Consider the following 22,967-nt stretch of genomic DNA (forward strand, 5'->3'; position numbering starts at 1 on the left):
GGTTCAGGCGCGGCTGTGGCGCAGGAATGGCCAGTCCCCGGCCATGCGCAAGGGCAGGCCGCGCAGGATCGCCCAGGCCAGCAGAGCGGTCACCACCTTGTCGGCAAGGTTCGAGGTGATCACGGTGATGAGGGTCGCGCCGAACAGGTCGCGCCCGGTTTGCAGCATCCATGCGGTGATGAAATCCGCGCCGCTGCCGGTCACGCCGCCGAACAGCCAGACCCGGATCGGCACGGCGACCAGCGACAGCGCAACGGCGATGACGACGCCCGAGATCGCCGCCTGGACCGGGCCGCGGAACATGCCCGCCCGTGCAAGCAGCCCGGCGGCCAAGCCGATGACGCCCGCGACCGGGGCGAAGGCGGCCGCGGTCGGCGACAGGATCAGGCCCCAGATCAGGTTGGTGGCGACGCCGGTGATCAGCCCCGCCAGCGGCCCGGCCATGACCGCGACCACCATCGTCCCCAGGGCATCGAGGAAGATCGGCAGCTTGACCGCCTGGGCGATCTGGCCAAGGGCCATGTTCACCGCGATGCCGACCGCCATCAGGACCAGCATGCGGGTGGAAAACACTGGATTCATCGGGATGTTCCTTGATTGCTGCCCATCATGCGTCTTGCGTCACGACAAGCTCGTCATAGCCGGACAGGGGGCAGGGCAGGCGGGTGAAGGCAAGCTCGGGCAGGGCCAGGACCACGATCTCGGCGGTGGTGTAGATGGCCGATCCCTCGGGCATCAGGTGCCCTCCGAAGCAGCGCCCTTCACCGTCCGAGATGGTCAGGTGCAGATGCTCTCCTGCCGCGTCGATGGTGCCGACGAGGGAGGTGATCTCGAAATGGCCGGAATAGGCCGTCGCCTCGGGGCTGTTGGCATGGCGGATGCGGACATCGGTCAGGCTGCCGACGCAGGTCACGAGCGCCATCGCCCGTGTCCCCGATGCATCGAACGCCGCCCGCAGTCCGGCAGTCAGGTTTTCACCCGGCTTCAGGCGGAAGGCATGGAAAACGCCGGATGAAATCATGTCCATCTATCCTGCGCATTGATGCTGTTGACCACCTTCATTCCAGAAAAGACCATCTCCCTCAACAGGTTTTGCGGGATACACGGCCGTTCGGGGCTACCGGGCCGATGCCTGGGCTTTGGCGCAAGCGTGTCGAATGCCGATCACCGGGTTGCCACCGGCATGGAGCAGGATGGCATCGGCCCCTTCCTTGATGGCCGCCCGGATGAATGCGCCCTGATGGGCCAGGAGGGTCGCGAGTATCCGAATCCTTGGCCCGATGCAGAGGCGGCATCCACTGGCCCCCTGCCTCTTGCAGATCGCTGAAGCACTGGAAACGGGGCGAGGCTCTTCAATCGCGGGGACGGCCGGGAAGATCCGGGATCTCGCCCAGCCATGGCAGGGCAGAGCCGCACCAGATTTGCGATGTCGGTGTCAGCTGGTCGCGCTGGTTCACGGTGCCGACGCGGATGCCGATCTCCTTTGTCTCCGCGCCCTCGCCGGTGGTGCAGATCGGAGAGCCGCATTCCGGGCAGAAGAACTGCCGCCTTCGCTTGCCGTTGTCCGCAACCTTGACAGAGCAGCGCGGAGCGGTGCCGGTCAGCCGGAACGCCTCGCGGGGGGACCGTGGCGGTCACGCGAAAGGCGCTGCCGGCCAGCTGCTGGCCAGCTGCTGGCAGTCGGTGCAATGGCAGATCGACACCCGCCCAGGGTCGATCTCTGCCTGGCAGGTGACATGGCCGCAATCGCAGCGCCCGTCGACTTTCATCCCTGTGCCCGCCTGTTCGTTGTGGCCTCTTCAGCCATCCTGCCGCTTGCGCCGGGCGATGGAAACCTCGGCCGTCTTGAAACCGGACCGGCGCGGCGAGGGTGGTCGAAGGCGCCTATGTCGCCCGTGGCCGCACCGCCCCGGCCACGGCAGCGGCGGCAAGGATCAGCGCCAGGACCAGCAGCATGGCCATGCGCAGCCCATATGTCTCGCCGATGAGCCCGAGCAGCGGAGGCCCGACCAGGAAGGCGATATAGCCGCAGATCGTGACCGTGCGCACCCGGCCGGTCGCATTTGGTCCCGATGCTGCTGCTGCCGAGATGGCGATGGGGAACCCCAGCGAGGCGCCAAGGCCCCACAGGACCACCGATGCCGCGGCCAGCGCCGGCACGGGCGCCAGGATCACCAACGCCAGCCCGGTCGCGCAAAGCGCCGCAGTCACGCGCATGACCGCGGCCGGACCATGGCGGCGCAGGAAGATCCCGCCCGCGAACCGGCCCAGCGTCATCGCCGCGGAAAAGCCCAGGTAGACCAAGGACCCGATGGCGGGCGAGAAGCCGTGCTCGTCCACCATCAGGATCGGCAGCCAGTCGTTTGCCGCCCCCTCGGCCAGGGCCACAGCAAGCACGACCAGGCCGATCAGGTAGAGCCGCGGATCGCGCCAATAGGCATCGTGGCGAAGGGCAGGGGCGGTGCCAGCTTCGGTCCTGCCGGCGGCAAGGCCGGTCCCTTCCGGTATCCAGCGGCCAAACCACAGGACCGGCGGCGCCGCGGCTGCGGCGACCAGGCCCAGATGCCATGCAACGGGCAGGTCGATCCGGGCAAGGGCTGTGCCGGCCAATGCCCCGAAGACGGTGCCCAGGCTGAAGCAGCCATGCAGCGCGTGCATCAAGGGACGGCCGGAGAGCCGCTCGACCTCCGCCCCCTCGACATTGATGGCGATCTCGCCGGCGCCCATGCCCAGCCCGAAGAAGCATAGCCCCAGCGCAACCACCGGGGCGAGGCCCAAGCCGGTGCCCGCGGCCATGACCGCCACGCCGAGAAGCAGCAGCCAGGTGCCCGAGATCGCGACCTGCCTGGTTCCCCGGCGGCCCACCAGCATGCCGGCCAGCAGGATGCCGCACATCGACCCGGTCGAAAGGCCAAGCAGCACCAGCCCCATCTCGGCAAGCGAGGCGTCGATCCCGTCGCGAATGGCGGGCGTTCGCGTGACCCAGGACGCCAGCGCCACGCCGGGGATGAAGAAGAAGGCGAAAAGCGCGAGCCGCCGCCGCCTGAGGTCGCCGGTCATCGGCCGGGCTCCGTGCCTGGGATTGCATTCGGGGGGCATATGGGCACAGGTTTCAGGCAAGGGGAAGCGGGCCTCGGGGGATTTCCCCCTGGGAGAGCCCGCGACCGGGGCCGGTGCGCTGGGTCGCTGCCCTCTGCGGCCCGGCACCTGCGCCAAGGGCGAGTTGCCGCTGAGCCAGAGCTTCCGGCATCAGGACATTCTCGGCAACGCTGATACTGGGCGGCTGGTCTGGGAGGCCAAGATTGCCCGCCGCCGCGTGGTGTTGGAAAACTCGGGGGCCGGCTGGATCCACGGCCTCAACCTCCTTGCGCCGGACCGCGGTCCTTAACAGGTCGCTGAAATAGTCGCGAAATTGGGGCGGTTTCCCGATGTTTGCGCAATTCAGCGTCCGGTGCCGAGTTGGTTTCGGCAGGAGACATGCCTGCCCGCCATCGCGCCGATCGCGGCGCTGAAGGCGCTGATCGGCAGCCCCAGCTACGCCCACAAGGGCTGGGTCTGGGAACAATACGACACCCAGGTCGGCGCCGACACCATCCGCCGCCCCGGCCTGGGCGCCGGCGTGGTGCGGGTGCATGGCACGAAGAAGGCGCTGGCCTTCACCAGCGACGTGACCCCGCGCTATGTCCGGGCGAACCCCTATGAGGGCGGCAAGCAGGCGGTGGCCGAGGCTTACCGCAACCTGACCGCCTGCGGCGCCCTGCCGCTGGCCACCACCGACAACCTGAACTTCGGCAACCCGGAAAAGCCCGAGATCATGGGCCAGCTGGTCGGCGCCATCAAGGGCATCGGCGAGGCCTGCGCGGCGCTGGATTTCCCCATCGTCTCGGGCAACGTCTCGCTTTACAACGAGACCGACGGCAAGGGCATCCTGCCCACGCCCACCATCGGCGGCGTCGGGCTGATCGCCGACCTGGACGGGCTGATCGCCGGCCTGCCGGCCGAGGGCGACCTGGCGCTGGTCATCGGCGAGACGCGGGGCCACCTGGGCCAGTCGGCGCTGGCCGCCGAGGCCTTCGGCATCGAGGCCGGCGACGCGCCGCCCGTGGACCTGGCCGCCGAGCGCCGCAATGGCGAATTCCTGCGCGCGCATGGCGGGCTGATCCGGGCCGCGGCCGACCTGTCGGATGGCGGGCTGGCGCTGGCGGCCTTCGAACTGGCCGAGGCGGCAGGCCTGGGCGTGACGCTGGACAGCGCCGGGATCGCCCAGCTTTTCGGCGAGGACCAGGCGCGCTACCTGGTCGCCTGCACCGCCGGGAACGCGGCCAAGCTGGCCGATGCGGCCGCGGCGGCCGGCGTGCCGCTGGCGACGGCCGGCAGCTTCGGCGGCGAGACGGTGGTCCTTGGCGGCGATGCCGCGCCCCTGGCCGAGCTGTCGCAGCTTTATCGCACCGCGTTCGAGAAAAGCCTGAACCTGGAACTCGCCTGAGCCCGGAAAGCGGCCCTTGGCCGCTGCCTCCGGCGGGGAGTATTGGGGGAACAGAGAAAGCGCTAGCCGGCGGTTTCGTCGTGCCGGCGCCGGCCTCTGGCAGGCTGCTGCGTGCGACAGGAGAGCTTGGGCCGGGAACCGGGAAAGTCGCCTCAATCCTGCCGAAAATGCCCGGTTTTCAGGCCGGTCGCCGCCGAATCCAGAACGAATTCCGCCACGATGCCCTGTCAAAACCCTTTTTTCAGCGGCCTGTTCTCATGATCGCTGTCAATCCTTTATTCCAGGGCACTTATTCCGGCGATGCCGGGCGCGGCGCGTTGTAGTTGCGCATGGCAGGAGGCGGAACCGAGACGACGGTTGAGCAGCTCTCATGCGCGGGTTGGTTGACCCCCATGACCGTCGTTTCGTCCTGGGGTTGCCTCGGTCTAGGTCATGTTGACAAATGGCGGAGCCAGAGGCGGATCGACGTGATGTCGATGAAGCCCAGGAAGCTTTCGGCGGTCTTGTCGTAGCGGGTGGCGACGCGACGGGCATTCTTGAGCTTGTTGAAGCACCGCTCAACGAGATTGCGCAGGCGGTAGAGCCTGCGGTCAACGGCGACCCGTAGCTTCCGGGTTTTGCGCATGGGGATGACCGGCACCACGTCGCGCACCTCCATGGTCTTGCGGATGTTGTCGGAGTCGTAGCCGCGGTCTGCGAGCAGAACGCTTGGCTCGGGCAGGTTGTCAGCCATGACCAGATCGAAGCCGAGGTAGTCCGATGTCTGCCCGGCCGTGATCTCGGTTCTCATGGGCAGGCCTGCCGCATTGACCCGCAGATGGATCTTGGTCGTGAAGCCACCTCGCGAGCGGCCGAAACCTTGGCGCGGAGTCCCCCTTTTGCGCCCGCTGCCTGATGATGAGCGCGAACCACGGTGCTGTCGATCATCTGCAGCGCATCCGGCACGATCCGGCTCTCGTTCAGCGCCTCCAGGATCTGTTCCCACAGCCCCGCCAACGTCCAGCGCCGGAACTGCCGATAGACAGACGACCATTTGCCGAACTCTTCCGGCAGGTCGCGCCAGGGCGACCCCGTTCGGGCGATCCAGAAAATCCCATCCAGAACAAGCCGATGGTTCGTGGGCTTGCGGCCGTTCGGAGAACGGACAGCCAGGATGAAGCGTTCAAAGAACGCCCACTCGTCGTTCGACATCAGGTTTCGTGCCACGCTGGTCTCCATTGCAGATACCAGCTTGAATCACGATCACCGCGCCCGGTGAATCCCTTTTGTCAACACGCCCTAGGGATCGGGCATCGACAATGTCGGCCCATAACAGGGCACGAGGGTTCCTCACCGTGTTCCGCCCCCAACCCTGCGCATCGGCCTGCCGGAGGAATGTCCTTTCCTCCAAGCATCCTGTCCGGCGGTGTGGGCCGGAGCCGCCGTCACCATCTTTGCGATCGCCCAGATGAAGCCAGCTATCTCGCGCGCGATGGCCGTGGTGACCCCCACCTTGGCTTTTCCTGCCGCAACCAGATGGCGGGATCGCTGGCACATCCTGAGCTGCCCCTTCCAGGCGATGTCGCGGACCGCCTGGGGCAGCGCCTCCAGCCGGGCAAGGAGCTTCGGGCTGACACGCGCCTGCATGCGACAGCTCCAAGCACCCTCAATCAGGACACGGCGCGCGAGACCGCTGCCCGCCTTGGTGATCCCGCCTCGCCGGACACTGGCGCCGCTGGAATGCTCCGACGGGGTCAGGCCCAAGTAGGCCATCAGCTGGCACGGGTTGTCGAAGCGGTTGAATCCCCGACCTCCGCCACCACCGTCACTGCGACGATGAACCCGACACCGCGCATCGCCTGAACCGCCTCAACCACTGGAGCGAGGCTCCACTGCGGCAGCAGATCCGCAATCTGTCCGGTCAGGCGCTCCACTCGCGCCTCGGCATCCGCGACGGCGTCGATGTAATCCTGCAGAACGATCTGTTGCGCCGGATGCGTGAAGCGCACCAGCGCGAGCCAGCGCCGATAGGCTCCGGTCCAGCCCTTCCTGCCAGGATAGATCCGGCCGTAGCGCAGCAGAAAGCCCTGCAGATTCTGGCGCGCCTTGCCAGTGACGCGCATCGCCGCCCGTGCCTGGACCAGGTCGCGCATTGCCTCGTGCGCCGTGTCCGGAACCCAAACGGCTGTCAGTTCCCCGGCTCGATGCAGCTTCGCCAGCATCAGCGCATCGCGGCGATCCGTCTTCACCCGGTCCCCGGCCTTCAGCGGGATCAGCGAGGGCGCGACCACGATGCAGTCATGCCCATCTCGACCAACTGGCGGTGGAGGCCATAGCCGCAGGGGCCAGCCTCATAGCAAAACCGCAGCCGTGCCCCGCTCGCGGCCAGCCTTTCCACCAGCTTGCGGATGTGATCGGGCCGTTTCGGCACGGTCCCCCAGGGCGGACCTCGCCACCGCGTTTGCCCCGCGCAACCGCAACAGATATCGTGGCCTTGTGGACATCAGGCCCGATGAAAATGCTGTTCGAAATCTGGTCTCTCCCCCATTCCTGAGGCTCGGCACTAGCCAATCTGGTGCAACCCTCGAACGGAGAATGCCGCGGGAGAGGCCACCGACCCACTCAGCTCACACAGAGATCATGGGGGCTAGGTTTGGCACGGATTCCCAAGTGAACGAGGTACTCGCCCAATCTTGGCGGAATATGCTGGTCGAACCCCTGCGTAAACGCAAAATGTGAACTGGCATGAACGCCATCGTTGTGGCCGAGGTGATGACGCCGCTCTATCGACGCTGGCTGGACACCATGCCCGACCCCGAAGCGGCGCTGTCGCGCATCACCGAACGCATCCCGCTGGGCCGGCGGATGACGATCGCAGGGAAAATTGCCGATTGCTGCCTGTTCCTGCTCTCGGACCGGGCCAACCACATGACGGGTCAATGGCTGTTCCCCGACGGCGGCTATAGCCATCTTGACCGGTCTGTCTGACCGGCCGCTCCAACGTGGTGATCCGCACCTCATATTCCGCCACCGGTTTGGCGGCCGCCCCGTCTTCATCAAGGGCTCCCGCTTTCGCCGTTTCGATTCGGATGCGGATCAGGTTGCGCAAAAGGTCGTGGCGACGGTCAAGCGCATGGAGCGTCGCTTCGCAATCGTCTTCAATATCCCGCATTGTGCCCTTCCGGTGATCCCGAGGCATCATGACCGTCGGCGTAAGAGGGCAGTTTTGAGGCCCGACTCGATTTTTGTGGTGCCATCAGGCGGAATGCTGCAGGCGCGTAAGCAGCATATATTTGCCGTTTCAGCAGCTTCAGCCGATTTACCTGCCCTTCGGTCTGGCTGTTGGCAAAGACCCTAGCCTGATGTGCGATGGGGGGGAATTTGGTGTCGCGGCCACGATCGCGTCGCACGAATGCGATGTGCTGTCGCACTAATCCAACGGTAAGAGAGTGATCCTCCCTTGATATGCGTCAATGCATATCGACGGCGAATGGCTAGACTGGCGTCTGAACCTGCTTCCCAGCAAAACCTGCTTCCCAGCAAGAGGACATCACCGATATGACATTCACCAGGCAGAGCATCGTTTCGGCATTCGTTATTTCTACCCTGCTCGGGACAACGGCCGGTTTCGTGATGGCCCAAACCACGCCGCCGAACATCGAGGTGAAAGCTCCCGCTGGCATTTATAAGCTTGATATCACGCATGCGGTATTACTCTGGTCGGTCAAGCACAACGGGATTTCCAACTATACGGCACGTTTCAACGATATCGAAGCTGCATTGAAGCTCGATCCGACAAAGATCGAGGATTCCTCGATTGAAGTCACCATTGACCCGAAGTCCGTCGAAACTGGATATCGTGGCAACTACAAGGCTACGCATGCAGATTCCGGTTTTGAAACCTGGGACGAAGAAGTTGCTCGCTCGCCGAAGTTTCTGAACGGTGACACTTATCCTACGATCGCGTTCAAGTCGACAAAAGTGACGCCTACGGGGCCAACAACCGCAGACGTCACGGGCGATCTCAGTTTCCTCGGCGTCACCAAGTCCGTAACGCTCAAGGCAACATTCAACGGTGAGATCGAAAAACACCCTTTCAGGGACGTCCCAACTGTAGCGTTTGCGGCTGAGGGTGTATTTGATCGTACCGAATTTGGCCAGCCGAAGGGGTCAGTCGGTCCCGAAATCACCATCCGCTTTGATGGCGAATTCATTCAGGATACGGTCGCAAAGTAGACCTGCCAATTGCGCAGATCGCATCGACGGCCGGAGTCGATGCGATCTGTCTTTGAAGTTCGCCCTGACCGGTTGACGCAATCTTTCTCGTGGGGCTCGTGCGTAAATGCCGAAGGCTCGCGCGCCCTCAGGTCTAGGTTCCAGATCTCGCCCAACTCATCGGTGTTCGCGGTTCTCGGGCCGCAAGCCCGCACGCCACCCGCAGCCGCTGCGACCAGCGCCGCATTCGAGGGGGCAAGTGTGCCGTCCGTCGGATGGAGATCGTGCCCGAAGCTGCCCGCCGCGCCGTGCGCCGGCGCCGATCCAGGCGGCCTCGCGGCGGCCGGGGGCGCATAACCTGCTGTGCAGCCGTGCTTTCCTTTCCCCTGACCGTGTTTCGGCCGTGTCTCCTGCCCTTGATCGCTGGCAGGGATCTGGTCAGCGGCAGGAAAGAGCGCAGCCGATAGACCGCCTCGACGCCATAGCAGTCTGCAAGGCCGACAGGCATCGCTGCGATGCAGCCAAGGCCGAAGTTCAGCCCATGAAATGGTGAAGCGATCAACCTGACGCTGCCTCGCAGCAATTGCAGACCATGTATCCTGCCAGGGACATCCGCCTGCGACTGAAGGCCGGTCGTGATCATCGAACCCTCTAATACGCTTTCAGCGAGGCGGGCGGCCAGTCGATGGCCGCGTTCTTGGTCAGCCCGTTCACCGCATGTTTCGAGGCGACATAGGAAGGCGTGCCGCCAAAGCCGCGCAGCCCGGCGACCGAGGCCACGTTGACGATGCTGCCGCCGCGGCCCTGGGCCAGCATCTGCCGCAGCTCGGCGCGCAGCGAGCGGAAGGTGCCGGTCGCGTTCACCCGCATCACCACGTCCCAATAGTCGTCGCTGGCCTCGTCGATGCGCGCCATGACCAGGTCCTTCTGGCTGGCATAGTCGATGGGATCGCCCGGAAAGATCGCGTCCATCACCCCGGCATTGTTCAGCGCGCAGTCCAGCCCGCCGAAATGCCCGACCGCCGCCTGCACCATGGCGTCGCAGACCGCGGTTTCCGAGATGTCGCCCTGCACGAAAGCCGCCTTGCCGCCCTCGGACAGGATCGCGTCGATCACCGCCTGCCCCTCGTCGGCGATCCAATCCACGCCGACGACATTCCCGCCTTCGCGTGCCAGCCGCATCGCTGCTAGGCGCCCCATGCCGCGGGCGCAGCCAGTGACCAGCGCAGTCTTGCCGGCGAAGCGGCCCGGAACGAAATAATCCTCGGGGACCGGCACGATGTTCTGCCGCGCAGGCAGGGCCGGGTCCGCCGGATCCCAAGGCATCGCATAGGCGCCAAGGGTCGTGGGCATGGCCGCCGGTTGCGCGGTCTCGGCCGCAAGCGGGTTGGCCAGACCGCCGGTCACGGCCGCCGCGCCAAGGACTTTCAGCAGCGCGCGACGCTCGAGGTTTTCGGCGCTGTCATGCGGTTCACTCATCGGTATTCCTCGTTTCTGTGGTGATGGAGGGGATCGGCCGCTCGCTCAGAAGGCGTAGCGGACGAAGGCCATGACGCTGAGCCAGTCCCTGGCGCTGCCGCCAAGCGCGGCCTTGGCGGCCGATCCCGGCACGGTGTAGGCGACATGGCCGTGGATGTAGGTGTTCTTCGACTTGAGCCACTTGACCGTGACATTGGCCTCGTAGCCCAGCTCGTCATCACTCAGCACGGAGAGCGCCGGATTGCCGCCGATAGTGTTCAGTTCGTCGGCCCGGAACGCCCAGAGCTGCGGCACCACCTCGATGCGCGGCGACATCTTGAAGCGGGCCTGGATGCGATGGGCGACGACATTGCTGTCCTGCACCACCTTGAAATGGTTGACGCCCTGCACCCATTGCTCGCCCGCGCCGCCCGAGAGCAGCGGATCCCAGCGCTCATAGGCGGAGGTGGTGGGATCGTCGCCCGAAAAATAGGACACCCGATAGCTGATCGTCGGCGCCCAGCGGGCATCGGCGAAATGATAGCCGAGTTCCGCCCAGCCCGCGCGTGCGTCCATGTCGAAGTTGCGGTTGGTCTGGCGGGCGATTTCGGCCCCGAAGAACGGCCCCGAGGCGCCCGCCGGGTTGGGTTGATAGGCAAGGCGCAGATCATGCACCCGCAGCCTTTCGCGGCTGCCGGCGACAGAGCCGTCCGGCCCGAAGTAATTGGCGCCGGATTTCGGTACCGCCAGATAGCTGGCGCCCAGCGACAGCCTGGACAAGGGCGTTGCCTCCAGGTTCAGGCTGCCGATCCGGGTGTCGGTGTCCAGCAGCGGCAATTCGTCGGGGTCCAGATAGAACGCCTCGAGCTTTACGTCGTTATAGGCGATCTGGCCCAGCACCAGCAGATCCGAGGACCAGCGCGCATTGGCCTGGAGTGCGGCCCGCTCGCCGCCATTCGCTGCGGTGTTGGCGATCAGGAAGCCGTTGGCCAGGGTAAAGCGCTGGCGTCCGGCGGTCAGGTTGAAGACCAGCCGGTTGCCCCGCCCGTCCACATGCCCGCCAACGATGCCCAGATAGGCGTCCTCGACCTGGGTGTGGCTGCGGGTCTTGTCGGTGAACAGCTCCTGTCCTTGCGACCAGGTGGTCATGGCGCTGAGCCCGCCATAGAACGACAGCCCTTCGCCCAAGGGGGTGATGCCGTAGAAGCCGTAATGCAGATAGGCTTCGGCCCAGTGGTCATAGCCGCGGCCGGCGGCCTTGCCCTGCATCAGCGGATTGCCGGCCAGCATCAGGTCGGGCCGGCCATACCAGGCATTGCCATTGCCGTAATACAGGCTGAAGGCGTCGAGCTTGAACCGCAGATAGGTTCCGTCCCGGTCCATCAGGATCGGAAAATCGCGCCGGTCCCCGGTCAGGCCATGCCGCGGTCGGCATCCGGCTGGGCATCCTCTCGCAGCGTGACCAGGACGCTCACCTCGACGCCGCCCGCAGCCGAGGGCAAGGTCTCGTGATCGAGCGTGGCGATCCCCGCGATGCACCTGGCGGCGCCAAGGGCCAGCGTGACCTGTTCGTCCGAATAGCTGCTGCCGGGGAACAGCCGCAGGGCACGGCGCATGCCGTCCTCGACCCGGCTGTTGAAGGCGGAATCGGCAAGCGGGTTGGTGATGCGGATGCTGATGCTGTCTATGGCCCGGCCGGAAAAAGGCTGCGCATCCGCGATGCCTTGGGCAAGGGCCTGATCGAATCCCGCCGGAACAAGGCCCGGAACGGTCAGGAACAGCGCGACCAGCGCCGGACGGGCCGCAGCGCGGTAGCACAGGCGCCGGCGCGGAAATCATGAGAAAGGCAAAGGCATATCGACTGCAAGTTGTTTCGCTTGCGGTTTTTATGCGCCTGTGCCCCGGCCAAGACGATGGCTGGCCTGCTCATTTTGAGCAGGCAGGATCTCCCTCGGCATCCTCGTCCTGGGCCGTCTCCAGCAGCAGGCCCAGCTGCGTATAGAGCCGCGCCAGGCGGGCATAGCCGCGTTGCTCAAGTCCGCGCAGCGCATCCCGTGCCGGCGAGAGGCTGTCGGGATGGGGAACATGCCAGCCGTGCGCCGGATCGTTTTCGATCCACCCTTTCGCCTGCAGAGCGACCAGCTTGCGCCGCACCGTCTGGCGCGGCATCCGCGCCACGTTGGCGATGCGCGATGCGCTCATGCAGGCGCGCTGGGTCTCGTCCTCGTCGTCCTGGCCGGGCTGGAAGGCTGCATACAGCCGCCGCTGCCCCAGGACCGCCAGGACCAGCATCTCGCCCAGGTCGTTCTCGAAAGCCTCGTTGCAATCGGCCAGATGCTCCGTGAAGAACTGGACGAAGACGTATTGAGCCTGCAGGTAATGCCGGGCCAATTTCCGCTCGGTGTGTTCGACGCATCGGCGTTCCGGCGCCGTGACATTGCCCGTCCCATCAGCCCGGCCATGCTTATCATACATGGACCCTCCTCCTTCCGCGTCCGACTATGGCATCCGCCGCTCTCCGCTGTCGGTTCCCCTGTGGATTAACATTTGGTTGTTACGATGACGGAGGTCTGCTCGTAGAGCCTGCTGACCAGTTGGAACAGCAGTTGGTCGCCGAATTGGGCGAATGGCAGGTATCCGAGTTCATCGAGGAGGCCGCCATCCGACGACCCCTGCAACTTGCGGCGGATCTGCTCGAGGGCGCCGGGCAGAACCCAGTCCTTGAACGGTGCGCCATTGCGCAGCGCCCCCACATGGTGCCAGGGATTGTAAATTGTCCGATCCCGATTGAACTCAGCTTCGATCCAAACGCTTTGAACCGGGAAGCCCACGCGCTGGGCGAAAATGTCTCGTCGGCAAGAGCCTATTGGCTCTTACGGGTCGGTGCCCAGGAGCTGGCTGCTCTGTGCCTCGATCCAATCGCGGGCATGGCTGATGAAGGCGCGGTGCAATCGGGTGCGCTCGGTTCCCTTGCCCATCATCAGGCCCAGGGTCATGGGCCGCGGCCTGCCGGTAAGGGGGATGAAGCGCATGGGCTTGCCGTCCGGCGCCACGTCATGCAGCGGCCGGACATTCACGATGGAATAGCCGAAGCCGTTGGCGACAAGGCTGCGCATCACTGCCATGTCCCGTGTCCGCTCGGCGATATTGGCGCGCAGCCCGGCCTTGGCAAAGAAGGACAGGAAATAATCCGAGCTCAGCGGCAGGTCGAGCAGGACCATCGGATAGGGGGCAAGCTGCTGGACCGAGACCTCGGACAGCTCCGCCAGCGGGTGGTCCTCGCTGATGGCGACCAGCGGCGGCAATGCGACGATCGGGAAGAACAGCAGATCGGCCGGCAGGTCGAGGTCATAGCTCAGCGCCAAGTCGATCTTGGCCTGGCGCAGCAGGCTGAAAAGCTCGGCCTGGTCGACCTCGACCTGCGAGATGCGGACCTCGCCGTGCTGCTCGACAAAGCTGCGCCGCAGGCCGGGCAGGACGATCTGGGCGAAGGTGCTGAGACAGCCGATCGCCAGCGGGCCGCGGATCGAACCGGACAGATCCCCCGCGAGATCGCGCAGAGCCGCCGCCTGGCGCAGCACCGTCTGCGCATGATCCAGCAATTTGCGCCCCGCCAGCGTCGGCGTCAGCCCCTGCGCATGATACCGGACGAAAAGCTTGACCCCCAGCTCCTCCTCGAGTTGCGAGATCCCGGCCGAGATCGAGGGCGACGAGACATTCACCTGCTGCGAGGCGGCGGCGATGCTGCCGGTTTCTCCCACGGCGACAAAATATTCCAGTTGCCGCAGCGTATAACGAAGGGGCATGTTTCTTCCGGCTCGGTGTTGGCATCGTGGCGAAAGCCTTCGCCGCCGTCCTTGCGCCATCGGCTGGAGGCCCGCGCAGACGTGGCCGGAGTATTGCCCCAAAACAACCGGCGCCGCAAGCAATGTGGCATGATGACGCACCAAAGTCGCATGGAAATCCCGCCCTCCCAAGCGCTGCCAAGGGCAATGCGCGACGGGCCCGACCGGGGGCCGAGGGCGGAGCTTCGACCGGATGGGCGGTCATGCGGCATGGCTGGCGGCCGCACGGGCCCCCAGCCACAGGGGTTCACTCGTCGCCGGGCACGCCGTAGGAGGGCGCAGCGCGCGGGTCCAGCGCACGCTGGACATAGGCGTCGAGTTGCGGCTTGTAGATCTCCCACAACCGGGCCACGGCCTCGATCGGGCACGCCTCGGTCCAGTCGCAGCGCAGATCGGCCACAGGCCAGCCGACCTTGTCCACGATCATCATGCCCGCCGAATGCACCGGGCCCGCCTCGCCTCCGGCGGCGAGCCCGGCGCGCATCGCGGCGATCAGCCGGTCGCCGATATGGCCCGAGGCCGCCAGATAGCCCTCGACGATGGCCTGCGGCACGCCGTCATTGGCCAGAAGGTTGCCACCGGAGGCGACGTTTTCCGATTGTGCCTGCGTCCAGATGCCCAGCGAGTTCGGCCCGGAATGGATCGCCGTCATGCCGTTGCGGTCCACGGCCAGGACCTGCCGGTATTCGATGAACCGCCCCCGCCCCCGGACCTCGGCCACGGCATCGGCCGCCGAGAGGCCGCCTGCCATCAGGTCCAGCGCCAGAGGGCCGAGCGCGGGATCGGTCACGTTCTGCGAGGCGACCGCGCCCACGCCCGCGCGGGCATGGGAGCAGCGCGCCGCCACCGCTGGCGAGGACGAGGATATGGCGACGCCGAACATGCCGGTCTCGGGGCAGCGCGCCACCAGCGAGAAGGTCATCGTCTTACTCCGGGATGACGGCGGTGCCGTCGATCTCGACCAGCCATTCCGGCCGCGCCAGCGCCTGCACCACCAGCCCGGTCGAGACCGGATGCACGCCGCGGAGATATTCGCCCATGGTGCGATAGACCGCCTCGCGGTGCCGCACGTCGGTGATATAGACGACGACCTTGACCAGATGCTCCATCTGGCCGCCGGCCTCCTCGATCAGCTGCCGGATGTTCTGCATGACCTTGTGGGTCTGCTCGACCGGATCGTGGCTGTCGATGTTGCGGGCCGTGTCCAGGTCCTGCGGGCACTGGCCGCGCAGCCAGACGATGCGGCCGCCCTGGGTGACGACCGCCTGGCAGAGATCGTTGTCGAGCCGCTGCTCGGGATAGGTGTCCTTGGTGTTGAACTTGCGGATGCGGGTGTGGGCCATCCTGGTCTCCATGGCTGTGGCGCGCATCGTCAGGGCGCCGGTTGAAAGGGCTCTCCGACTTGCTGCCGGCAAGGGATCGGCGGTGATCGCATGGTCAGGCCTCTTGCAGCATCCGCTGGGCCTTGCCCTGGTATTCGCTATACTTGCGCTGGATCGTGATCTGCTCGGCAATATGGCGGGCATCGTGCCAGACACCCCAGATGAAGCTGGAGCCGCGCCGCGACTGCCAGGGCAGCCCCAGGAAATACAGCCCCGGCTCGACCGAGACGCCGCGCTGGTGGATCGGGCGGCCGCGTTCGTCAAAGGCATCGGCCTTGATCCAGCCGAAATCCACCGCAAAGCCCGTGGCCCAGATGACGGTCGCGATGCCCGCATCGGCAAGGTGCAGGTCCGGGATCGGCTTCGTCACGCAGTCCGGGTCGGGCTCGCGCCTGCGGGCTTCGGGATCCTCGGGCAGGTCAAGGCCGTTGCGGCGGATATAGGCATCGGCCTCGTCCAGCAAGGAAAGGTAGTTCTCGTCGCCCCGGTCGAGATTCTGGCGCAGATCCGGGGCAAAGCTCAGGCGGCCGTCGCGATAGGCTTCGGTCCTGCCCAGCAGCACCATGCCTTGATTGCCCAGGCGGCGGAAATCCACCGTCTCGCCGCCGCGCGCGCCGCTGACGGCGATGGTGACATGCTCGGTGCCCGGCGCCGGGGCGGCCATGTCCCATTTGCCGAGCACGCCCAGCCACCAGCAGAAATCCCGGCCGCGATAGGCGCGCGGCGGCCGGTCATGCGGGCCGACCGACAGATAGACCCTGCGCCCCGCCCGCAGCAGTTCATCGGCGATCTGCACGCCCGACGATCCTGCGCCGATCACCAGCACCGCCCCCTCGGGCAGCTGTGCCGGGTTGCGATAGGCGCTGGAATGGATCTGCATGAGGCCGGCGGCGTCGGGGACCAGAGGGGGAATGATCGGTTTCTGAAACGGGCCGGTGGCCGCGACGATGCGCTCGGCCTCGATCACGCCTTGCGAGGTGGTGACTGTGAAGCCGGGACGACCCGCATTGCGGCGCACCGCGCGCACCTCGATGCCGCAGCGGATCGGGGCGTTGATTTTCCTGGCATAGGCCGCGAAGTAATCGGCCACCTCTTCCTTGGCGACGAAGCCGTCGGGATCGCCCGCAAACTCCATGCCGGGAAAGCGATCATGCCAGGCGGGGCCGTTGGCGACCAGGGAATCCCAGCGTTCCGAGCGCCAGCGCTCGGCGATCCGACCGCGTTCGAGGACTAGATGCGGCACGCCGGCCTCGCCCAGATGCTCGCTCATCGCGACGCCGGCCTGACCGGCGCCGACAATCAGCGTGTCGATCTTCTCAACTGACATTCTTGCGTCCTTCCGTGGATTTCAGGGGTTCTGGCGGCGCGTGCCTTGCCTTTCCCTCGGTCTACCGTCGGGCCGGAAAGGCGAAAATTATGATTTCGTGCAGCAACGGTTAGGCTGATCCTAAATCGGCAGGGGACAGGGTGGATTAGGCTCGGCCACAGCAATGGATCGGGAAACGCTTGTTTCGCCCCACAGACGAGCGGCCATAACCGTCCCGGACCAACCGGAGGAGCTGCACATGACCGGACCCCATCCCGAGACGCTGGCGCTTCTGGCGCGCCTGATCGCCTTTCCGACCGTCAGCGCCGAAAGCAACCTGGCCTTGGTCGATTTTGCCGAGCATCATCTGCGGCAGGCGGGGTTCACCACGCATCGCCTGGCTTCGCCGGACGGGACGAAGGCGGGGCTCATGGCCCGGCTGGGCGAGGGGCAGGGCGGGGTGATGCTCTCGGCCCATAGCGATGTCGTTCCGGTCGCGGGGCAGGATTGGACCCGGCCCCCGTTCCGGCTGACGCGGGAAGGGGCCAATCTTTACGGACGGGGCACGACCGACATGAAGGGCTTTCTGGCCGCAATGCTGTCATCGGCCAGCCGCGCCGGCAAGACAGGGCTGGCGCGGCCGCTCATGCTGGCGATCTCCTATGACGAGGAGCTGGGCTGCACCGGCATCCGCCACATGCTGCCCGGCATCGAGGCCCTGGGCTGGCAGCCTGCATTCTGCATCGTGGGCGAGCCGACCGGAATGCGGCCGGCCATCGGGCACAAGGGCAAGGCCGCGCTGGTCGCGACCTGCCACGGCACGGCCGGGCATTCCTCGCTGGCGCCGCGCCATGTCAACGCGCTGCATCTCGCGGCCGAATTCGTCGCCGCGCTGCGCCGCATCCAGTCGGATTACGCCGGGTCGGCGCTTGCGGATGACGCTTACGGCATTCCCTATTCCACCGTCCATGCCGGCAGGATGCAGGGCGGCACGGCGCTGAACATCGTCCCGGACCGGGCCGTCGTCGAATTCGAGTTCCGCCATCTGCCAGGCGATGCGCTGCCCGATTTTCAACGCCGGCTGCGGGCCGAGGTCCAGGCTATCCTTGCGCAATTCCCCGACCCGGCGGCCGATATCCGCATCGCGACGACGAACACCTATCCGGGACTGGGCATGGCGCCAGACCACCCGGCGGTGGAGGAGGTCGCCCGGCTTTGCGGCCATCCGCAGCGCATCAAGGTCACCTATGGCACCGAGGCCGGATATTTCCTGTCGCTGGGGATACCGACGGTGGTTTGCGGGCCGGGCGACATGGAGGCGCAAGGCCACAAGCCCGACGAGTTCCTGACCGCGCAGCAGCTTGCGGCCTGCGACCGGATGCTGGACGGGGTGCTGGCCAGGCTTCGGGCGTGATGCGGGCCGGCTCCGGCCCGGCGCGACAAGGGGCTTAGGATTCGCCGAAGCAAAGTTGCGGAAAACTTTAATTTACGAGACGCCGCCGTTTCGGATGATTGGAACACGCAACGAACAGGGGTGGTTGGCCGACAATTTGACGCCGCGGGCCGGGTTAAGGCCATGCCGGCGCAGCTCTGCCGTCGGGACAGCCGCAGACAAGACCTAGGGAGCCAGAGTTGAACCAAGCTACCGCAGCCGCCCGGCTCAGGACGGGCGCGGCCGTCGCCAGCGACGCGTTCGTCGCCTTCGAGCGCGTCCAGAAAAGCTACGACGGGGAAACCCTCGTGGTGAAGGATCTGAACCTGGCCATCGCCAAGGGCGAATTCCTGACGCTGCTGGGGCCTTCGGGATCCGGCAAGACCACCAGCCTGATGATGCTGGCGGGGTTCGAGACCGCCACCTCGGGCGAGATCCGGCTTGCCGGGCGGCCGATCAACTCGGTGCCGCCGCACCGGCGCGGCATCGGCATGGTGTTCCAGAACTACGCGCTGTTCCCGCATATGAGCGTGGGCGAGAACCTGGCCTTTCCGCTGAAGGTGCGCGGGCTCGGCAAGGCCGAGCGCGAGGCCAGGATCATGCGGGCGCTGGACATGGTGCAGATGGGCCATTTCGCAAACCGCCGCCCGGCGCAGCTTTCGGGCGGCCAGCAGCAGCGCATCGCGCTGGCCCGCGCGCTGGTCTTCGATCCCGAGCTGGTGCTGATGGATGAGCCGTTGGGTGCGCTCGACAAGCAACTGCGCGAGCATATGCAATACGAGATCAAGCGGCTGCACGACCAGATCGGCATCACCGTCGTCTATGTCACCCATGACCAGGGCGAGGCGCTGACCATGTCCGACCGGGTGGCGGTGTTCAACGACGGACGGATCCAGCAGCTCGCGCCGCCGGCAGAGCTGTATGAGCGGCCGCAGAACAGCTTCGTCGCGCAGTTCATCGGCGAGAACAACACGCTTCCGGGGATCATCGAGGATTTCGACGGCACCACGGCGACGGTAAGGCTGGCGACCGGAGAGCTGATCGACGCGACCCCGGTGAACATCCGCGCGCGCGGGCAGGAGACGCTGGTCTCGATCCGCCCCGAGCGGGTGGAGTTCAAGCCCGAGATGATGCCGCCCGGCGTGCACCGGATCCCTGCCCAGGTGCTCGAGGTGATCTATATGGGCGACGTGCTTCGCATCCGCATGCAGGTCGCGGGCACCAGCGACTTCGTGATGAAGTGCCGCAACGCGCTGGGGCAGCGCAAGCTGACCCCCGGCGAGACCATCGAGATCGGCTGGCATCCCGAGGATGCGCGCGCCCTCGATCCGATCTGAAGCCGACCCTCGGGCTTGAACGACCACAGACCAGCCCGGAAGAGCCGCGAGAGGCGGCCACCGGCCAGAAATTCAACAGGGAGTCCCAACGATGAAGAAACTGCTGATCCTGACCACCGCGCTTGCCGCGGCCGCATCCGCCGCCCATGCCGATATCACGGTCATCAGCTGGGGCGGCGCCTACGAGAAATCGCAGGTCGAGGCCTATAACCGGCCTTTCACCGCCCAGACCGGCATCGCCGTCAAGATGCTTGCCGCCGACAACCCGGCCGCCCCGATCAAGTCGATGGTGGAATCGAACAATGTCGGCGTCGATGTCGCCGACGTGGAATATACCGATGCGATCCGGCTTTGCGACGACGGGCTGCTGGAGGAGATCGACCCGGCCATCCTGCCGCCCGCCCCGGACGGCACGCCCGCGACCGAGGATTTCCTGCCGGGGGCGCTTACCGATTGCGCGGTCGGCTCGATGGTGTTCTCGACCGTCTACGGCTATGACGTGACCAAGTTCCCGGACGAGAAGCCGAGCACGATCGCCGACTTCTTCGACACCGAGAAATTCCCCGGCAAGCGCGGAATGCGCAAGAGCGCCCGCGCCAACTTGGAAATGGCGCTGATGGCCGAAGGCGTGCCCGCGGCAGAGGTCTATGACGTGCTTGCCACGCCCGAAGGCCTGGACCGCGCCTTTGCCAAGCTCGACACCATCAAGAGAAACGTGGTCTGGTGGGAGGCCGGCGCCCAGCCGCCGCAGCTGCTGGCCGATGGCGAGGTGGTGATGACCACCGCCTATAACGGCCGCCTGTTCACGGCCGTGGTCACCGAGAACAAGCCCTTTGCCATGGTCTGGGACGGGCAGGTCTATGAATATGAGCTGTTCGTGATCCCGAAGGGCGCGCCGAACAAGGACGCGGCGCTGGAATACATCAAGTTCGCCACCGACACCCAGCGCCTTGCCGATCAGACGAAATGGATCAGCTACGGCCCGGCCCGCAAGTCCTCGCTGTCGCTGGTCGGGCTCTACGAGGACGGCAAGACCGAGATGGCGCCGCACATGCCCACGGCAGAGGCCAATCTCGCCAATGCCTTGCGTTCCTCCTACGAGTTCTGGGTCGACCGCGACATCGAGATCAACGAGCGGTTCAGCACCTGGCTTGCGGAGTGAACCGGGGCCGCCGGCCCCGACGGCCGGCGCAGGGCTTCATCGCCCGGAACAAGGGATGCGGCGCGGGTCTCGCGCCGCCCCGTTTGACGCGAAGCAGAGGCAGCAATATGGCAGATATCTCGGCAAATGACGCGGCGCTCGCTCCTGCGGGGTCGCGGCAAGCGGGTCTTACCACATCGGACGGTCGTCCGTTGAAGTCTGCGCTTGCGCGGAGTTCGCGTCGTGCGCGTCGGCGGGCGTTCCTGCTGGTGCTGCCGCTCTTGCTGTTCATCCTGATCACCTTCGTGGTGCCGATCGGGCAGATGCTGCAGCGCTCGGTCAAGAACGACGGCTTCTCGGCCAACATGCCGCAGCTCTCGGCCTGGTTCCACGACAACCCCCGCGGCACCGAACCCGACGATGCCGCCTGGGCGGCGCTGGCCGCCGACCTGACCGCCGCCGCCCAGGCGCGCACCGTCGGCGTCGTCGGCACCCGCATCAACTACGACATGCCGGGCACGCGCTCGCTGTTCACCTCGGCCGGGCGCCAGGCCCGCGGCGGCATCGAGCCGCCCTATCGCGAGGCCATCCTCGAGATGGACGCGAAATGGGGCGATCCCAGGCTGTGGTCGGTGATGCGCGAGGCCTCCTCGCCCTATACCAGCAACTTCTACCTGGCGGCGGTCGACCGCACCCGCGACGACCAGGGCGAGGTGGTTGCCGCCCCGGCGCAGCAGCAGATCTATGTCAAGCTGTTCATGCGCACCTTCTGGCTGTCGCTGGTCATCACCTTCACCACCTTCCTTCTGGGCTTTCCGGTCGCGCACCTGCTGGCGACGCTGCCGATGCGGCAGTCGAACCTGTTGATGATCCTGGTGCTGCTGCCGTTCTGGACCTCGCTGCTGGTCAGGACCACGGCCTGGATCGTGCTGTTGCAGCAGCAGGGCGTGGTCAACGACGTGCTGGTCTGGCTGGGGGTGATCGGCAACACCCAGCGGCTGCAGATGATCTTCAACCAGACCGGCACGATCATCGCCATGACCCATATCCTGCTGCCCTTCATGATCCTGCCGCTCTATTCGGTGATGCGCACGATCAATCCCAGCTATGTGCGCGCCGCGCGCAGCCTGGGGGCGACCAGCTGGACCGCCTTCCGCCGGATCTATTTCCCGCAGACCCTGCCGGGGCTGGGGGCGGGGGCGCTTCTGGTGTTCATCCTGGCGGTGGGCTACTACATCACCCCCGCGCTGGTCGGCGGCTCGTCGGGGCAGCTGATCTCGAACATGATCGCGATGCACATGACGCAGACGCTGAACTGGTCCATGGCGGCCGCGCTGGCGGCGCTGCTTCTGGGGGGCGTGCTGATCCTCTACTGGGTCTATGACCGGCTGGTCGGCATCGACAACCTGAAACTGGGGTAATCGCCATGGCGCTTCCGACTTACGCATCGCCCTTGGAGAAGGTCTGGCACTACGCCTATCTGGTGATCTGCGGCGCGATCTTCTTCTTCCTGATCGCGCCCATCGTGGTGGTGATCCCGCTGAGCTTCAACGCCGAGCCCTATTTCACCTTCACCGACCGGATGCTGTCCTTCGACCCCGAGGGCTATTCGCTGCGCTGGTACGACAGCCTGCTGACCTTCGGCATGGCGCGGCCGGACGCGCCGCGCGACCTGAGCTGGTGGGCGGATGCCTGGCAGAACGCGAAATGGGTGAATGCGGCGAAAAGCTCGATCATCATCGGCTTTTTCTCGACCATCCTGGCCACGGTGCTGGGCACGCTGGCGGCGCTGGGTCTGTCGCGGCCCGAGATGCCCTGGCGCCGGGCGATCATGGCCATGCTGATCTCGCCGATGATCGTGCCGATCATCATCACCGCGACGGGGATGTTCTTCTTCTACTCGAACCCCTGCGAGCCGCTGAGCTGGATCGGGCTGAACCCGGAATGCGGCCGGCTGGCGGGCACCTACCTGGGGGTGATCCTGGCCCATGCCACGCTGGGCATTCCCTTCGTGATCATCACGGTGACGGCGACGCTGATCGGCTTCGACCAGTCGCTGAACCGGGCGGCGGCGAGCCTGGGGGCGAACCCGCGCACGACCTTCTTCCGCATCACCATGCCCTTGATCCTGCCCGGCGTGATCTCGGGGGCGCTGTTTGCCTTCGTGACCTCCTTCGACGAGGTGGTGGCGGTGCTGTTCATCGCCGGGCCGGACCAGCAGACCATCCCGCGGCAGATGTGGAACGGCATCCGCGAGCAGATCTCGCCCGCCATCCTCGCCGTCGCCACGCTGCTGGTCATCTTCTCCATCGCGCTCCTCACCACCGTCGAGCTGCTCCGCAGGCGCTCGGAACGGCTCAGGGGCCTGACGCCAAGGTGAGGGCGG

Annotated in this window: 20 protein-coding genes and 4 pseudogenes; 9 read left to right on the forward strand and 15 right to left on the reverse strand. The window is 66.0% G+C overall.

Translation table 11 applies throughout. From position 1 onward, the window contains the following. Positions 1–3: 3 nt before the first annotated feature. Together E3U26_RS00410 and E3U26_RS00415 are read right to left on the reverse strand one after the other, a co-directional pair. Complete coding sequence (locus tag E3U26_RS00410) at positions 4–582, reverse strand: ECF transporter S component (RefSeq protein ID WP_036757487.1); 579 nt, start codon at positions 580–582, stop codon at positions 4–6. Positions 583–607: 25 nt separating this feature from the next. Continuing rightward, on the reverse strand, positions 608–1,027 hold the full coding sequence (locus E3U26_RS00415) for a PPC domain-containing DNA-binding protein (RefSeq protein ID WP_036757484.1): 420 nt from the start codon (positions 1,025–1,027) through the stop codon (positions 608–610). Between the two features lie 15 nt (positions 1,028–1,042). Between E3U26_RS00415 and E3U26_RS00420 the strand changes: the two genes are divergently transcribed. After that, on the forward strand, positions 1,043–1,327 hold the full coding sequence (locus E3U26_RS00420; protein ID WP_499105103.1) for a hypothetical protein: 285 nt from the start codon (positions 1,043–1,045) through the stop codon (positions 1,325–1,327). 25 nt (positions 1,328–1,352) lie between these two features. Here E3U26_RS00420 and E3U26_RS00425 read toward each other — a convergent pair. After that, positions 1,353–1,769: pseudogene (locus tag E3U26_RS00425) on the reverse strand (GFA family protein). 115 nt (positions 1,770–1,884) lie between these two features. Then, positions 1,885–3,060: an MFS transporter gene (locus E3U26_RS00430; protein ID WP_499105104.1), complete on the reverse strand. Its 1,176-nt coding sequence runs from the start codon at positions 3,058–3,060 to the stop codon at positions 1,885–1,887. Positions 3,061–3,481: 421 nt separating this feature from the next. Here E3U26_RS00430 and E3U26_RS00435 point away from each other — a divergent pair. Continuing rightward, a pseudogene (locus tag E3U26_RS00435) lies at positions 3,482–4,486 on the forward strand (AIR synthase related protein); the annotation flags it as partial. 430 nt (positions 4,487–4,916) lie between these two features. On the opposite strand, the gene E3U26_RS00440 reads toward E3U26_RS00435, so the two are convergent. Then, a protein-coding gene (locus tag E3U26_RS00440; RefSeq protein ID WP_088238952.1) for an IS5-like element ISPme2 family transposase occupies positions 4,917–5,704 on the reverse strand; the annotation gives its coding sequence in 2 pieces (ribosomal slippage) (positions 4,917–5,368 and positions 5,368–5,704; 789 coding nt in all). A 204-nt stretch (positions 5,705–5,908) separates the two neighbouring features. After that, a pseudogene (locus tag E3U26_RS00445) lies at positions 5,909–6,997 on the reverse strand (IS110 family RNA-guided transposase); the annotation flags it as partial. Between the two features lie 213 nt (positions 6,998–7,210). Between E3U26_RS00445 and E3U26_RS00450 the strand changes: the two are divergent. Next, the gene (locus tag E3U26_RS00450; protein ID WP_499105105.1) at positions 7,211–7,453 is read left to right on the forward strand and encodes a Rossmann-fold NAD(P)-binding domain-containing protein; all 243 of its coding nucleotides are present in this window, start codon (positions 7,211–7,213) and stop codon (positions 7,451–7,453) included. 570 nt (positions 7,454–8,023) lie between these two features. Further along, positions 8,024–8,701 carry a YceI family protein gene (locus tag E3U26_RS00455; protein ID WP_499105106.1) on the forward strand — a complete coding sequence of 226 codons (678 nt, stop codon included), beginning with the start codon at positions 8,024–8,026 and terminating at the stop codon, positions 8,699–8,701. A 630-nt stretch (positions 8,702–9,331) separates the two neighbouring features. On the opposite strand, the gene E3U26_RS00460 is transcribed toward E3U26_RS00455, so the two are convergent. From E3U26_RS00460 to E3U26_RS00500, 9 genes and pseudogenes are all read right to left on the reverse strand, one after another. Further along, complete coding sequence (locus tag E3U26_RS00460; protein ID WP_499105108.1) at positions 9,332–10,159, reverse strand: SDR family NAD(P)-dependent oxidoreductase; 828 nt, start codon at positions 10,157–10,159, stop codon at positions 9,332–9,334. 45 nt (positions 10,160–10,204) lie between these two features. Continuing rightward, the gene (locus E3U26_RS00465) at positions 10,205–11,521 is read right to left on the reverse strand and encodes an alginate export family protein (RefSeq protein WP_499105109.1); all 1,317 of its coding nucleotides are present in this window, start codon (positions 11,519–11,521) and stop codon (positions 10,205–10,207) included. A gap of 29 nt (positions 11,522–11,550) precedes the next feature. Further along, complete coding sequence (locus E3U26_RS00470; RefSeq protein ID WP_499105110.1) at positions 11,551–11,754, reverse strand: hypothetical protein; 204 nt, start codon at positions 11,752–11,754, stop codon at positions 11,551–11,553. Positions 11,755–12,064: 310 nt separating this feature from the next. Then, positions 12,065–12,613 carry a hypothetical protein gene (locus tag E3U26_RS00475; RefSeq protein ID WP_499105111.1) on the reverse strand — a complete coding sequence of 183 codons (549 nt, stop codon included), beginning with the start codon at positions 12,611–12,613 and terminating at the stop codon, positions 12,065–12,067. A gap of 74 nt (positions 12,614–12,687) precedes the next feature. After that, positions 12,688–12,792 (reverse strand): annotated as a pseudogene (locus tag E3U26_RS00480) (ATP-binding protein); the annotation flags it as partial. Positions 12,793–13,011: 219 nt separating this feature from the next. Then, entirely contained in the window at positions 13,012–13,944 is a 933-nt protein-coding gene (locus tag E3U26_RS00485) for a LysR substrate-binding domain-containing protein (RefSeq protein WP_499105112.1), read from the reverse strand. Positions 13,945–14,230: 286 nt separating this feature from the next. After that, positions 14,231–14,905 carry a DUF1028 domain-containing protein gene (locus tag E3U26_RS00490; RefSeq protein ID WP_499105114.1) on the reverse strand — a complete coding sequence of 225 codons (675 nt, stop codon included), beginning with the start codon at positions 14,903–14,905 and terminating at the stop codon, positions 14,231–14,233. Positions 14,906–14,909: 4 nt separating this feature from the next. Beyond that, positions 14,910–15,326 (reverse strand): RidA family protein, encoded by a 417-nt coding sequence (locus E3U26_RS00495; protein WP_036760737.1) that lies wholly within the window; start codon positions 15,324–15,326, stop codon positions 14,910–14,912. Positions 15,327–15,420: 94 nt separating this feature from the next. After that, positions 15,421–16,692, reverse strand: coding sequence for a flavin-containing monooxygenase (locus E3U26_RS00500; RefSeq protein WP_499105115.1), 1,272 nt, complete (start codon positions 16,690–16,692; stop codon positions 15,421–15,423). Positions 16,693–16,930: 238 nt separating this feature from the next. On the opposite strand from E3U26_RS00500, the gene argE reads away from it, so the two are divergent. The 5 genes from argE to E3U26_RS00525 all read left to right on the forward strand — a co-directional run bounded on the left by argE (position 16,931) and on the right by E3U26_RS00525 (position 22,961). Continuing rightward, positions 16,931–18,085: an acetylornithine deacetylase gene (gene argE / locus E3U26_RS00505; protein WP_499105117.1), complete on the forward strand. Its 1,155-nt coding sequence runs from the start codon at positions 16,931–16,933 to the stop codon at positions 18,083–18,085. Positions 18,086–18,303: 218 nt separating this feature from the next. Beyond that, a complete protein-coding gene (locus E3U26_RS00510; protein WP_036760730.1) occupies positions 18,304–19,440 on the forward strand; it encodes an ABC transporter ATP-binding protein in 1,137 nt (378 codons plus the stop codon). A 91-nt stretch (positions 19,441–19,531) separates the two neighbouring features. After that, the gene (locus tag E3U26_RS00515) at positions 19,532–20,602 is read left to right on the forward strand and encodes an ABC transporter substrate-binding protein (RefSeq protein ID WP_243786099.1); all 1,071 of its coding nucleotides are present in this window, start codon (positions 19,532–19,534) and stop codon (positions 20,600–20,602) included. Positions 20,603–20,709: 107 nt separating this feature from the next. Beyond that, positions 20,710–22,002, forward strand: coding sequence for an ABC transporter permease (locus E3U26_RS00520; RefSeq protein ID WP_116171329.1), 1,293 nt, complete (start codon positions 20,710–20,712; stop codon positions 22,000–22,002). 5 nt (positions 22,003–22,007) lie between these two features. Further along, complete coding sequence (locus E3U26_RS00525; RefSeq protein ID WP_072461588.1) at positions 22,008–22,961, forward strand: ABC transporter permease; 954 nt, start codon at positions 22,008–22,010, stop codon at positions 22,959–22,961. The last annotated feature ends 6 nt before the right edge of the window (positions 22,962–22,967 follow it).

It is taken from the genome of Paracoccus ferrooxidans (assembly GCF_029909815.1).
Classification (GTDB): Bacteria; Pseudomonadota; Alphaproteobacteria; order Rhodobacterales; family Rhodobacteraceae; genus Paracoccus; species Paracoccus versutus.